Origin of the sequence: Flavobacterium sp. N2550, from assembly GCF_025947265.1 — a bacterium.
GTDB classification, from domain to species: domain Bacteria; phylum Bacteroidota; class Bacteroidia; order Flavobacteriales; family Flavobacteriaceae; genus Flavobacterium; species Flavobacterium endophyticum.
On sequence record NZ_CP110007.1, the window covers coordinates 1,028,990 to 1,042,409 of the forward strand.

The 13,420-nt window shown below is 32.8% G+C and carries 11 protein-coding genes and 1 tRNA gene; 2 read left to right on the forward strand and 10 right to left on the reverse strand.

The annotated features are described in order from the left end of the window. The first annotated feature begins 84 nt into the window (after positions 1-84). Together OLM56_RS04440 and OLM56_RS04445 are read left to right on the forward strand one after the other, a co-directional pair. The gene (locus OLM56_RS04440; protein WP_264528463.1) at positions 85-807 is read left to right on the forward strand and encodes an HNH endonuclease; all 723 of its coding nucleotides are present in this window, start codon (positions 85-87) and stop codon (positions 805-807) included. Between the two features lie 257 nt (positions 808-1,064). Further along, positions 1,065-1,409: a hypothetical protein gene (locus OLM56_RS04445; RefSeq protein WP_264528464.1), complete on the forward strand. Its 345-nt coding sequence runs from the start codon at positions 1,065-1,067 to the stop codon at positions 1,407-1,409. A 100-nt stretch (positions 1,410-1,509) separates the two neighbouring features. On the opposite strand, the gene OLM56_RS04450 is transcribed toward OLM56_RS04445, so the two are convergent. The 10 genes from OLM56_RS04450 to rseP all read right to left on the reverse strand — a co-directional run bounded on the left by OLM56_RS04450 (position 1,510) and on the right by rseP (position 13,314). After that, positions 1,510-4,689: a T9SS type A sorting domain-containing protein gene (locus OLM56_RS04450; protein ID WP_264528465.1), complete on the reverse strand. Its 3,180-nt coding sequence runs from the start codon at positions 4,687-4,689 to the stop codon at positions 1,510-1,512. A 323-nt stretch (positions 4,690-5,012) separates the two neighbouring features. Continuing rightward, a complete protein-coding gene (locus OLM56_RS04455) occupies positions 5,013-5,174 on the reverse strand; it encodes a hypothetical protein (protein ID WP_264528466.1) in 162 nt (53 codons plus the stop codon). A gap of 136 nt (positions 5,175-5,310) precedes the next feature. Further along, positions 5,311-7,128, reverse strand: a complete 1,818-nt coding sequence (locus OLM56_RS04460) for an ATP-binding protein (RefSeq protein ID WP_264528467.1) — start codon at positions 7,126-7,128, stop codon at positions 5,311-5,313. 7 nt (positions 7,129-7,135) lie between these two features. Continuing rightward, on the reverse strand, positions 7,136-8,326 hold the full coding sequence (locus OLM56_RS04465) for a hypothetical protein (protein ID WP_264528468.1): 1,191 nt from the start codon (positions 8,324-8,326) through the stop codon (positions 7,136-7,138). A 53-nt stretch (positions 8,327-8,379) separates the two neighbouring features. Beyond that, on the reverse strand, positions 8,380-9,123 hold the full coding sequence (locus OLM56_RS04470; protein WP_264528469.1) for an ImmA/IrrE family metallo-endopeptidase: 744 nt from the start codon (positions 9,121-9,123) through the stop codon (positions 8,380-8,382). Positions 9,124-9,135: 12 nt separating this feature from the next. Next, positions 9,136-9,501, reverse strand: a complete 366-nt coding sequence (locus OLM56_RS04475; protein ID WP_264528470.1) for a hypothetical protein — start codon at positions 9,499-9,501, stop codon at positions 9,136-9,138. Beyond that, positions 9,498-10,139, reverse strand: coding sequence for a hypothetical protein (locus OLM56_RS04480; protein ID WP_264528471.1), 642 nt, complete (start codon positions 10,137-10,139; stop codon positions 9,498-9,500). The genes OLM56_RS04475 and OLM56_RS04480 overlap by 4 nt, the downstream gene beginning before the upstream one ends. Next, positions 10,139-11,332: a hypothetical protein gene (locus OLM56_RS04485; RefSeq protein WP_264528472.1), complete on the reverse strand. Its 1,194-nt coding sequence runs from the start codon at positions 11,330-11,332 to the stop codon at positions 10,139-10,141. The genes OLM56_RS04480 and OLM56_RS04485 overlap by 1 nt, the downstream gene beginning before the upstream one ends. Positions 11,333-11,819: 487 nt before the next feature. Then, positions 11,820-11,893 (reverse strand) — tRNA-Asn (locus OLM56_RS04490). Between the two features lie 86 nt (positions 11,894-11,979). Beyond that, the gene (gene rseP / locus OLM56_RS04495; RefSeq protein WP_264528473.1) at positions 11,980-13,314 is read right to left on the reverse strand and encodes an RIP metalloprotease RseP; all 1,335 of its coding nucleotides are present in this window, start codon (positions 13,312-13,314) and stop codon (positions 11,980-11,982) included. Positions 13,315-13,420: the final 106 nt, after the last annotated feature.

Consider the following 13,420-nt stretch of genomic DNA (forward strand, 5'->3'; position numbering starts at 1 on the left):
GTAAATATAAAATATAAAATTATTCAATAATTAATATATTAAAATAGTTTTACTAAATTTCAAAAGTTAAAATTAATATATTAAATGAAAAATCCCGATTGGACTAGAGATGAGCTGATTCTTGCTTTGAACTTATATTTTGAATTACAACCTAGAGAGATAACTGCCATGAATTCTAAAATTATTGAGATGTCAAAAATTTTAAATTCATTACCGATTCATGATAATACGTTAAATGAAAGTTTTCGTAATCCAAATGGAGTAAACATGAAACTGAATAATTTTAAGAGGTTTGATAAAGAATATTTTGGTATAGGCCTTAAAAGAGGAGCAAAACTTGATGAAATGATATGGAATGAATTTGTAGAAAATAGACAGCGTTTAGGAGAAATAGCGAATGCTATTAAGAGTATCTCAAAAAATACTGAATTGGTTTCAAAAATCAGCTCTATTCCTTCAGATGAAGGTTTCGATGAGTCAAGGGTAGCTTTGGAAGGGAAAATTATTTATAAACTTCATAAGCTTCGGGAACGTGATAGAAAAATAATAGCAGAAAAGAAAAAATCGGTATTAAAAATCAATAACAAACTTTCATGCGAAGTTTGCAATCTTAACTTTGAAGAAAAATATGGAGAGATTGGAAAGGGATTTATTGAATGCCATCACAAAGTACCTTTGAGCAGTCTTAAAGTCGAAACTAAGATTACTGTAAAAGATTTAGCATTGGTTTGCTCTAATTGTCATAGAATGTTGCATAGGGACATTAAAAATATAAGTGTTGAGAAATTGAAAGAATTAATAAAATGATTCTTTAAGTTTTATAAGATATTGCTTTATATATGTTTTTTGATGTGCCAATAAAGTTAAAGGGCTGTTCAAGTTGCAAAGGGTTATTAAGTGTCGTGGATAGATTGAACTAAGATTGACTTTTGGGTTGTCAAAGAAGAGTTGATTTTTTGAGATTATTCATCAACACAAATAGATTCTTTGCTTCTGATTTATCCTTACTATAAACATAAGTTGATTAAAAATAAAAAATGGTGGATTATAAAATAAATAAAAACATGAGATTAAGAATAATTATACATGATTGGTATTCGCAAGATTTATTGCAAGATGAAGTTTTTAGATCTTTGTTTAAATATGTTCAAAACACAAAAGGGATGATCAGTGAAATATGGATTGAAAATGAAGTAATCAATAATGATGAAGCTACCTTTAGAGTCCAAGTTTTAGAGCTAATAAAACAACATTATTGCCGAATAGCTAAAGTGGAAAATAATTATTTTGATTACGCATATATTGATACTGATAGAGGATGTATGGCTGCTTCCCTTATAAGGACAGGGCCTAAATATAGATTATCCCCTGTAGTCATTATAGAAGAGTGCATTTTCAATTATAACTAAAAACTATAAATTATGATGGAGATGTATTAGACAAAAAAGGAAAGACGAGCAGAAATGCTCGTCTTTCCTTTTTACTCCCTCTTGGGCTCGAGAATCTATATTATTTAATAATGACTTTCTTCGTAAAAACTACGTTTTGTGAATTTACTGCTTTTAATATATAAACACCCTTTTGAATCCCCTTTATGTCTATAGTGGTGATTCCTTCGTTTAATTGAATGTTTTTTATGATTAGTTTTCCAGTTAAATCGAATAAGTTTCCTTCCAGAATACTGTTTTCTTGTGAAGAATAGACATTTAGAAAATTATCGGCTGGATTTGGGAATACAGTAATGGTTTCTTTTGGAGTTTCTTTTGTAACCTTTGAGTTATTTCTTTCTTGATCAAGTTCTGAAAGCAATAAAATGGGTGCAGAATCAATCATGATCGTATTTGTAGAAACTACTTCTGTATTTCCATATAAATCTTTTTTGAAGCCAATTCCCCAATCCTGATTTATACTATATGAATTTGCTTGGTTTTTTTCATTCCATAAAATGTATTCGGAACTGTTGGTGGAAGGATTAAAAATTTTCACTACCCAGTTTCCGAGATGATCTATTGATTTATCCTGTATGCTTTTTCCAACAAGCCAATCGGTAAGATGGCCATAAGCAGTTCCTGCAATTGTTAAGACAGAATTTGTGCCGGAATTTGATACGCTTAGTGTAGTGCCGGAATTGACCCAGTTTTCAGTAGAAGATATATACGGTTCCCAAAAATACCAGTTGAAATTTTTGACATCATAAAGCCATTGAACAATATAGGCTCTTGAAACGGCGCCAATTCTTCTTTTTTGGCAAGCTACATCGCCGCTCGCGCAAGGACCGTCAAAGCCTTCGGTATTTGAACCTTCTGTATTCCAGATAGGGATGTTGTTGAGTCCGTAATTATCTAATAAATTTCTATAGCCAAAAAATATTCCGATATCGCTTTCGGGATTAGCCCCTGTATATTTATGAAATGAAAACACATCAAAATAATAATTGCCGTTACATTTAAAAAGAAAATCGCTAGCTCCGGTAGATGTAGTGAAATTAGGTGATAATATGATATTGTTTGGGTTTATTTCTTTTAAAATAGTATATGCCGATTCAGCAAGTTTGTTTAATGTTATTCCGCTATTGTCATTACCATTACCTTGATTAAAAAACACTTCAACCTCATTCCAAATTTCCCAGTACTTAATTTTGTTATTATACCTTTCCCCAATTTCCTGGACGTAGTCCTCCCATTGAGAAAGCATATTTCCCGATACCGATTGATACGCTGAAGGAATATAATCAGCAAAAGGAATGGTACTATTTGAAGCCCAATTAGGAGACATTCCAAGAGTATAAATAATTTCACAGCCAGGATCATTGTCGTTTCTCTTGTTAACATATAAATCAAGTCTGTCCCAATTTAATTGATTATCGGAAGGCTCAAGGTCAGACCATTTTGTACCGGTATCCCACATTCTTAGCATGCCAAAATTCACTGGAGGCCATACTTGATGCGCGTTTGGATTATGTATCACATCTTCATCTGAACCTAATTTATTAATGTGCATGCCGAAAAATGATCGAGGGATAGCATGGCCTAATGTAGAAGCGGAAACATTTTTTTGTTTAATAATGTCAGTGACATCTACTACGCTAGCGTTATCAACATATAAGGTGCCCGTGTTTCTGAAGTCCACAAAAAAATCTACAGAATACACTTGATCTTCATCAACATTGCTTCCTAGGCCTCCAATTATTTCAATTTTTTGCCATTGATCGGAAACTCTTAAAGTTTTTGCTGAAGAAATTCGTGGAGTATGAAGTAATGTTGATCTTAACGTAAAATCAATTTCGACATTATCTGGAGATTTTACCCAAATTGAAGCTTTGTATATCTTGCTTCCTTTTGCTTCAAATCTCTGAAAATAATGAAAAATGGAAGGTTTAGAACTGAGAGTAATCTTTTGACAACTTAAGCCGTTATACGGACTGCAATTATCTTCTGAAAAGATTACAGAAGTTGAACCACCCCAATTTACAGTATAGTCGTAGTTTTGAGAAATGCCTATATTATTATAATCGTATTCAAAATCACCATTTTTTAAAATATTTTCTAATCCATTTTCAATATTTTCTAATGTTAAGTCTGTAATGTCTGTAACACTCGCATTTTCTAAATAAACGGTGCCGGTAGATTTAAAATTTATAAAAAAATCAAGGTTGTGTGAATGACTTAAGGAAACCAAATTTTTTGTGTCTCCAAAAATTTCAATTTTTTGCCATTCGTTAGGAACGACATTAAAGATTTTATTCGCGATAAATGGATTATATAGGCTTCTTGATCTTAAAGCAAATTCTACCTCAAAGTTATTGCTTGTGGGCTTAATCCAGATACTTGCTTTCAGCTTCCTGTTGGGTTGAACATATAATCCTTGAGCAAAGTAACAGTATTCATTTATGGAGTTTATGACGACCTTTTGACAAGCTCGTCCTGATATCGAATTATCAGTGTCTTTTGAGAAAACTATATCTGATGCTGGGTTAACGCCCCAATTAGGATTGAAAAAATAAGGAGAAGCACAACCAAGAAATTCACCAGAGGTACCATAGTTTCCTTCAAAATTTGGATTTGAGATTAGATTTGTTGTGCTGTCTATTAAATTGGTTTCGTCAGTAACACTGGCGTCATCTAAATATAGGGTGCCAGATGTTTTAAAGTTTAAGAAGAAATAAAATTTATTTTCGTTATTTCCATTGATTAAACAATTTGTATTGCCAACTACTTCTATCTTTTGCCATTGATTGTTGTTTTCCAGCACAAATTCTTTAGAAACGATATGCTGGAAACTAGGTACATCAGATCGTATAATTAAATCTACTTTTTGTTTTGGAGATCCTATGGGCACTATTTCTGGTTTTATCCAAATACTTGCTTTTAATGTTCTCTCGCCTTTTACCATAAATTCTTGAGCAAAATAAGAATATCCAGAAATACTTTGGATTACTACTTTTTGACTGCTTGGAGAGGTTCTGGAAATGGATGTGCTTTTAGAAAAATTGATAACCGAAGAAGGGTTGCCATTCCAGTTAGGATTGTAAAAATAATTGGGAGCACAGCCAGCATATTCCCCATTAATGCCATATGTGCCATCAAAACTTGGATTTAACAATAAGTTTTGTGAAAAAGAATTGGCATTCGCTAATAACAAGATGTAAAAAAGAAATTTTTTTAGAATCTTTAGATTGTTTTTCTTCATATTTTCTATAAAAGTTTTCATGTAACGATATGAATCAAAAGTATCGAAAATATATGTTCTTTGGATATCTAGTTTTAGCTAAGAACAATTTTATAGAAAATATAGAAAACAAAAAAGACGACCATTTCTGATCGTCTTTTTCTTTTCTGCTCCCCCTGTTGGGCTCGAAGACCAAGAACTGAAAGCAACAAAAGCCACCTCACAAACTGTGCGTTTTTATGCTGTCGGATGTATGCCGATTTGAAATTTCTAAGTGCATTAAAGTAATGCAAAATATAATATTTAAATTAAAAAAAGCTGCCTGAAAAGACAGCTTTTTTTGTTTAAGCTAATTGAATTAATTGCCAAGTTACTGCTTTTCCACCATATGGTGGCATACGGTTACCTTTAGCTATAGGAGCTGTTGTGCTTGGTGTTCCAACAACTTTCCAAACTCCGCTTTCAGGACATACTTCTCCAGTTTTAGCTGTTCTACCTACTGACATAATTTTATGTTTTTAGTTATTCACAAAAAAGAGAGTGTGAATAATCTCTCTGAAACTCTAACATTAAAAGGAGTTTCACCTTCTAATTTACTATTCCAAAGATTTGTCAATAGTTCGACAAAAGAATATTTATTTTTTAATCTACCATCAATAATTTACATGGAGATGGATCGATTGCAACAAGTAAAGAACGAGATAAACTTGGAGTTGTTACAATTGCTTGACCAGGAGCTAGATTTGGTAATCTATTCCATAAGCTTTGGTCTACACCTCCTATTGAACGTTTTAATTGGCTCACAACATTTGAATCTCCAATTTTATGTAGAATAAAACTATTAACTAAGCCTAATACTTCATCAGGCAAATGTTGAGGCAACTGCGTAACGAAAACTAATCCTAGCCATCTTTTTCGACCTCTTCTAGCTATTCTAGCTACTTGTTGGAATAGATTAGACATCTTTCCAATTCTCTCCTTGGATAGAAATTCATGAGCTTCTTCAATTATTATAGACACTGGGGTTGGTGACAGATTTTGAGCGACAGCTTTTTCATAAGCTTCTTCTTGAGCTAATTGTACTCCTCTCAGCAAATTAGCAATTACAATATTATTTATCATTGGAGAGTCAGAATCACTCAAATCTATTATTGTTAATTTCCCCGGCTCTATTAATTCTGAAAAAGGAATAGCAGCAGCTGATTGATTATCAAAAACTTTAGTTCGAGATAATTGCCAAAGTTTTCCAAGCAAAGCTGCCCAACTAATTTCATTATTAGTATCAACAGCATTTATTCTATCTGTCACTTTTTGTAAATTATTCTTAAGACTGGGGTTAAAAGGATTTAAAGGTTTCCCATTTAATTTGTCTAAAATCATTCCAGATACATCAATAATAATGGATAAGGTTAGGGTTGGCCAACCTGTTTCAAACTCATCAAGTTCCATTGCCTCATTTTGTTGATCTCTATTTGGATATGAGCCAATATCTTTTAATATTAATTTAGCAGCATCATATGCTTTAAAAAATCTACCAAATTGTGCTTCAGTTAATCCAAGTATATCTGAAGCAGCGTATGGAGATAGTGAGGAGAAATCTAAACGAAATGCAGAAATTGTAGTTGGGCTTTTTGCTCTAGTTTTTTTTCCAATTAAGTGCATTACGTTTATGTTTTGAATCCCATTTGATGAAATTCCTCTTACTTTCAGTAGCTTTTGCATGTTTGAACTTTCTGTAGGTTTATCGACATGAGTATATTCACCTTCTGTGTCTATGACAATTGTTGCAATACCTTCTTTCTGAAATTGGGACATTAATCCAGAGATAGTTGTAGATTTACCTCCTCCTGTTGTACCTAATATTCCAATATGTCGAGGAATAACAGTTTTTTCCTTTGCAGGAATTTTAACTTCAATATCATCATGTCCTATGGCCAGACCCAGAGTGATTCCCGGATTTGCATTTACTCTTAATGCTTCTGCTGTTTCTTCCTTACTTAACACAAAAACCGGACTATTTGGTAAAGGCCTAAATCTTGGAGGCATTATCATACCATGTGATATTTCGCCGATTAATTCTACTTGAACTTTACCATGATAATTGGGCATAAAGATTGATCCATGAATTGTTGTAGTGACAAGCATATGTGCATCAGCTCTAATTCCGTCAGGTTCATGAAATGGACCAGCAACAACAATTCCCCTATATATTCTACCATCACCACCGTTTTCAGTTGAACGACTACGAATCTCAACCATAGAATGGGCTCCAATATTTCTTATATTACTTTTAGGTAATAAAACAGTAATTAAATTATCTTGACTTCCTGGTAAATCAAACATTGTCATGCCATCTGCATTTTCACTATTGACATCACCTTTGGACTCTCCTCCATTTAATGCAATTTCGTTTTCAATATTTTGAAACAATTCAGTTTGCTCATTTTTTTCTGTATCCATTGTTAAATTATTTTTTTAATAATATATCTGCTTTTGCAGATGCTTGTTCTATTGAAGCTATAAAGTCACTCTTACCAAATGCTGTTTTACATAAATTATCAGCTAAATCTAATAACATAGGGGTTCCTGTATGAATTTGAAAAGTGCTATCTGCCATTGCAATTAAAGCTGCTGTTTGAATATGGTCAATATGTCCATAGAATATCTGCGGTGGAGAATATGTAGAAACCCGATAAACTCCTATTGCGACTTGCGGCCCCACTTCTTCCACAAATTTTGTATAATCATTTAAAAACTCGCCTCTCATTCCACCTGTTGCCAACCTATGGGTTAAATTATCTTTAATATTATCAATTATCAAATACTCATATGGGCGTAAAGCATTTCCAAAAGTCCATAGTTCTGGATTTCTACTACTATCTTGTACATAGACAAATTTTTTATGATTAGTAATCATTTCTCTCATTAGAGCAATCGACTTGTTTTTCATATCTGTTTGACTTGACCAAAACCCTCTCATTAAATCATTAGGTACTGGGGACCCTTTTCCCATAAGCCAATTCGAATCAGATTTTTCTAATAATATTGAACGTTCAGCATAAGCTTTAATTCCTCTAATTGCTATTTCACTAAGTCCTTTTCTATTATCATTTGCAGATTCATCTCCTTTTCTTTTTTCAATAAGGGCTATTGCTTCTTTAATTGGGTCTTCATTCTTAAATCTTAAATCTCTTCTAAATAATCTATGGGAATAACTTCCGTGTTGTTCTTGATAATTAACTAGGCAAACACCTATTTGTGTAATAGAAATAGGTACGGAATTATAAACAGCACTTACACTTCCACAGGCAGTTACCGCTTTATTAAATAAAAAACCACGTTGTATTTTCTCAATTAATTGAGTACTGTTAACATCATCATGCAATCCAGCATGAGGTACATTTTGTAGTTCTTTTATACGGGGAAAGACTTGTTCTCTGAATGTTTGATGAGTTTGGGCTTCATCTTGTTTTGCTTTTATGAGTTCTTGTTCTATCAAAGGATATAAATCCGCAAGATTTTCCCCCATTCGCCAAGTATCAATATCAATAGTATTTGAAAAATCTTCACCATAAGATTTTTTAAAATCACTTATAGATGAATTATTATCAATTTTGATTTTTGATGAGTCTTGAGGTAAATTATCATTATTTTCCATGATATATGTATTTTCAAGATTCTATTCCGAAGCTACTTTAAAAGCTCGACAAATTAAAACCCAAGTTTACTCATTATTGACGGCCCACCAGTTTCTTTATATGATAATTGCAGGGAATAATTCTTTGCGATATTATCGGGTAATCTATACTCATTAATTAAGATTTCAAAACAATGCTTATTAAACTCGTTAAAAGATAATGATGATTTTATAGCTTTTACTTTTTTTATAACCTGAAGGCTTGGAGCCAGTAACTCTAAAGCTAATCTATCTGCATCATTTTCAGAATTAAAGATCTCTAAACTTTCAAAAGAACCATCGGCACTTTTTTCTATCAAATGAGTAAATGGCTTAACATCTACTGAGAATAATATTCCATCAATTTTTTCAGTTATGGTAGGCTCTCTATATCCATCTAAAACATCTAATATTCCTAAGCCAAATTTTTTTAATGCTTTGTCTCTTTTTAATTTATAATCGAGAATGAAATGACTAGTTTCATGAGCTATTGTAAATCTCCTTTCATCTTCTGAATCAGTTCCATTAACAAATATGAATCCTGTTCCTTTAAACGTAATTATAAAACCATGTAAGTATCTGTCATTAGTTTCCGTATTGAATAAAATATTTCTATTGTTTAGCCATTTTTTAATTTTGGATATACTTAAGTCACTTAGACAGATTATGTCAATTGGCATTACTAAACTTACTGCACCCATAATGTCATAAGGAATATCATTTTTTATAGCCGCCATATGTCTAAAGTCTTTTGCTAAACTGACAATATTCTGTTTCATCAAACTCATTTTCTAATCATTAGAATCGTTTTTATTTTTTTTATCTCTTGCTGCGGATAAATAATTATTATGATTACTGTTTAAAAAAATAAGGACAGAATTGACTCGTTTAATTATTTTATTAATTTCTAAGCTATTAATGTTTACATATTCTGAAATCTTATTTAAACGTGTTATATAGTCAATTGCACTTTGATCAGGAACCCTACAAAGACTTAGTTTATAATACGTTTCTAGGTTACATTTAAAATTATTAATAATATCTTCTTTTGAAATATTCTCAATCTCAGAATATTTAACAAGAAAGAAAGCGATAAAATTTTTATCATCGGCAACTTCCTTGTTTGCTAATTCCAACAATTTTATTTTATCACTCATTTTAATATTTTTTTCAATTGCAATTCAACTTTATTTCTTTCTAACACTTTTTTAATTCGATCTTTAACTTTTTTCACTTCCGTCCTCTGTTCTTCAATAGTTAGAGTGTTGATTTTAAGAATTTCGGAAAATGCTCTTGTCTCACGCTCTCCTGAGAGAATCATTTTTGCAATTTGAATGTCTTTTTGGTTGTCAAAATGCTTTTCTAATTCTAATTCAATTTTGCCAAGTAATTCAGAGTTTATTAAATCGCTATCAGGGATATTATTGTTCCTTGTAATCCTATTCCAATATGTTTCATCAAGTTCGACATCTTCTGGAGAATGTTCTTTTGCTAAATGATTTTTCTCCCTGTCTAAAATATTCTGCATATCTCTCTTTGCAGCCATCTCTAAAAAACCTTTTAGAGTATTTAATTCTGGGTTAAATGTGTCAGGGTTTCTGTAATATCCAAATAATGCTTCAGTTACAGCTTCTTCTGCAAATAAATAATCTCTCTTAGAAGCTTGCTGATATTTACTTTTTATAATTGCTACTAATGATTCACTATACAGGTCGTATAATTTTGCTAATGCTAAATCATCCTTATTTTTTATCAAGTTATGAAGTTCAATTTCTTTATTATTTGCTTTTGCCATTATAAAACCTTTTTAAAAGTGATAACACTTTCTGTCCTCATCCTAAGATTGAAAGCGGAATTGTTTAAGTTGCTTGGCGGGGGTAAATAACGTTTGTTTTGCGGGATTTCCCTTTCCTGCTTTTCAATTAACTGTAGACCATGTCTTTTCGCAGATTCTTCTGCAATTAATGTGTTTTTAATATAAATTCCTTTTAGACTAGAATTTCCAATAACAAATGTAGCTTTACCGTTGTCTTTTAATACTCTAGATGTTTCTTTTAGTATGTTATTCATATCTAGTGCATAACGATAAATCATATTGATTTTGTTTTGTGGAAGATTTTGTATTTCTTCCATTTTTTTTGTCACGTCTTTAGCAATAACAATATTTGATGTGTTAGGTGCTTTTTCAGCTCCAACACTATTGCCTCTAATAAGTGCGAGGTCATTAATTGAATGTCCGAGCCAAACAAGAGATAATTTATGCCCTCTCATATAGTCGAGAGCATTTAAATATGGAGGTGAAGTTATTATACAATCAATGGAAGCTTTTTTTACACTTGATAATCTTCTAGCATCACCTAATCTGATATTTACTTCACCAGTTAATTTTTGTGCAAAAATTGTTTTAGATAAATTTAGACAAACTCTTTCAAACTCCCTAAAAACATCAAAATCATTTGTTACTCTTACTCTGTGTGGTCTACTATGTGATACATCCGCTGCTAATGATGCTCCTTTACTTTTTGTAATTATCAATTTACTTAATGCAATTTTAAATAATGATGAATAAAGTGTTTTATTCTGATTAATAAAAAAACTCAAACCTCTCAATGCCTTAATTTGCTCTGATGCAAACCAAAAATTTATAAATTTTTGTGTGTTCAAATCCTCATCTATCCATGGTAAAGAAATATTTTCCAATTGAATCCCGATTGATTTATTAAGTATATTATGAGCTTCTTTTAAAAAAGTTTCTTCACATATTTTAGTCGTCCATGCTTTAGACATTAACACAGAAAGTGGGTCAATGTCTAAACCTAATCCATTATAACCCATTTCAGAAATTGTTCTTAAAACTGTGCCAGAGCCCGTCATTGGGTCAAGTATTAAGCTTCCTTTAGGTAGTCCGTCTAATGCTTGTAAAGCGATTTCTGGAGCCATTCTAGCGGCAAAAGGATGGATTGGTTTAATTTTTTCTGTAATATTCATTTGTTAATAAGCTTTGTATTACAAATTTTAATATATTTTATCGAATATTGCAATAAAAACTATTTTTTATTCTAAAATTTTTTAAATGAAAATAGTGTAAATACTTCTTCTTATCTTTATGAAGCTCAAATATTTGCCATAATTGACCACCTCAGCAAAGCTATAATAACCATCCTTGAAATAATCAGATTGTCTAATAAATCAATATCTAGAAGTACGCATGCTTCGTAGATTTTTTCTTTGTCTTAATTTGTGGTTATAACAAATAAAATGGAAATTTTTTCTTGATGTATTCTAACTGATTTAAAAGTGGGTGTCTTCAGTTTTTTTTAGATGCCTTTTTGGCTACCTTGTTTTTGGATTGATATCTAAAACTATGTACTAGCTTCTTTCTATTTCCTTATGTTTAATAAACCTTTGAAGTATTGGGTTTATTACGAAGCCCTGTAATAACAAAAAATCCTGACCATTTCTGATCAGGATTTTGCTCCCCCTCTTGGGCTCGAACCAAGGACCCTCTGATTAACAGTCAGATGCTCTAACCAACTGAGCTAAGGAGGAAGGCGTATTGCCTTTTAAAGCGGTGCAAATATAAGGCGAAATTTATTTCTTGCAAATAAAAATGAAGAAATTTTTCAATTTTTTTTCTATTTCACAATAGCCTTATAAATGTCGTTGCCATTGGCAAACAGTACCAGTGCTATAAGTATAAAGAAGCCAACGACTTGAGCGCGCTCTAGGAATTTTTCGCTCGGTTTTCTTCTGGTAATCATTTCAAACAATAAAAACATCACGTGGCCGCCATCCAGTGCCGGAATCGGCAGCAAGTTCATTACGCCCAGCATGATCGATAAGAACGCCGTGATGGTCCAGAAATACTCCCAGCTCCATACGCTCGGAAAAACATTAAAGATGGCATAGAAGCCCCCTACGCCCTTATAAGCGCCCGTATCTGGATTGACGATCGCCTTTAGCTGCGTAAAGTAGCGTCCCAGCTCGTCTTTGCTTCTTTGGATTCCGGCCGGAAACGATTCTGCAAAAGAAAACGTCTCGCGGCTGATTTTATAGTAGCCTAATTTTTCTAAGTTTTCCGGCTTAAGGCGACCTTGAATAATACCCAGTTCTCCGTTTTTGTTTATTGACAGCTTGATATTTTCTTCTTTTTCCTTTCTAAAAACAACTGCATCAAAGGTCTTTTCTGGATTTGCTTTGTTGAAAGCAAGTAATTCGTCAGTATACATTTTCTTTCCATCGACGCTCAAAATAACATCACCCTTTTGAAGGTTATTTGTATTTTGAGAATTTTCTGGAACCTCACCTACGGTTAAAGGTACACGCAATTTCAGATAGCTCTTTTCCTCTTTCATCACCGTAGCCAATAAGTCTACCGGAAGCTTGATTTCTTGCGTCACGCCATCTCTATTGATCGTCGCTGTCTTCGCAAAATTCACGTTGTACTGTACGTCGTCAAATTTCTCGACCTTCTTTCCGTCAATCGCCAGAATCTTGTCGCCTGTCTTGAATCCGATTTTTTCTCCGACCGGGCTGGTTACCCAGATACCGTCTTTTACTTCAGAATTCGCGATATAGGTATTGCCATAAACATAGGCCATGCCGATGTAGATGATGATAGCCAAGACAAAATTTACGGTAACGCCGCCCAGCATGATAATCAAACGCTGCCAAGCCGGCTTAGAACGGAATTCCCACGGCTGCGGTGGGAGGGCCATCTGCTCCTTGTCCATGCTTTCGTCGATCATCCCCGAGATCTTTACGTAGCCGCCCAGCGGCAGCCAGCCGATGCCGTATTCCGTTTCGCCGATTTTTTTCTTCAGGAGCGAAAATTTGACGTCAAAGAAAAGATAGAATTTCTCTACCCTTGTCTTGAATAATTTGGCCGGGATAAAATGCCCCATTTCATGAAGCACGATCAGCAAGGATAAACTCAACAAAAACTGCGAGAGCTTAATAACTATTTCCATTTTGTAGTTTTAGATTCAATAATTGCGAACAAAAATAGTGTTTTCTATTTACTTACGGCGGGATTATTCACTTTTCAATATTTTAAATGTTTGTTAATCTTTCCAA

Coding starts and splice junctions, on each gene's coding strand:
- OLM56_RS04440 (WP_264528463.1), top strand. CDS start 85: ATGAAAAATCCCGATTGGACTAGAGATGAGCTGATTCTTGCTTTGAAC.
- OLM56_RS04445 (WP_264528464.1), top strand. CDS start 1,065: ATGAGATTAAGAATAATTATACATGATTGGTATTCGCAAGATTTATTG.
- OLM56_RS04450 (WP_264528465.1), bottom strand. CDS start 4,689: ATGAAGAAAAACAATCTAAAGATTCTAAAAAAATTTCTTTTTTACATC.
- OLM56_RS04455 (WP_264528466.1), bottom strand. CDS start 5,174: ATGTCAGTAGGTAGAACAGCTAAAACTGGAGAAGTATGTCCTGAAAGC.
- OLM56_RS04460 (WP_264528467.1), bottom strand. CDS start 7,128: ATGGATACAGAAAAAAATGAGCAAACTGAATTGTTTCAAAATATTGAA.
- OLM56_RS04465 (WP_264528468.1), bottom strand. CDS start 8,326: ATGGAAAATAATGATAATTTACCTCAAGACTCATCAAAAATCAAAATT.
- OLM56_RS04470 (WP_264528469.1), bottom strand. CDS start 9,123: ATGAAACAGAATATTGTCAGTTTAGCAAAAGACTTTAGACATATGGCG.
- OLM56_RS04475 (WP_264528470.1), bottom strand. CDS start 9,501: ATGAGTGATAAAATAAAATTGTTGGAATTAGCAAACAAGGAAGTTGCC.
- OLM56_RS04480 (WP_264528471.1), bottom strand. CDS start 10,139: ATGGCAAAAGCAAATAATAAAGAAATTGAACTTCATAACTTGATAAAA.
- OLM56_RS04485 (WP_264528472.1), bottom strand. CDS start 11,332: ATGAATATTACAGAAAAAATTAAACCAATCCATCCTTTTGCCGCTAGA.
- rseP (WP_264528473.1), bottom strand. CDS start 13,314: ATGGAAATAGTTATTAAGCTCTCGCAGTTTTTGTTGAGTTTATCCTTG.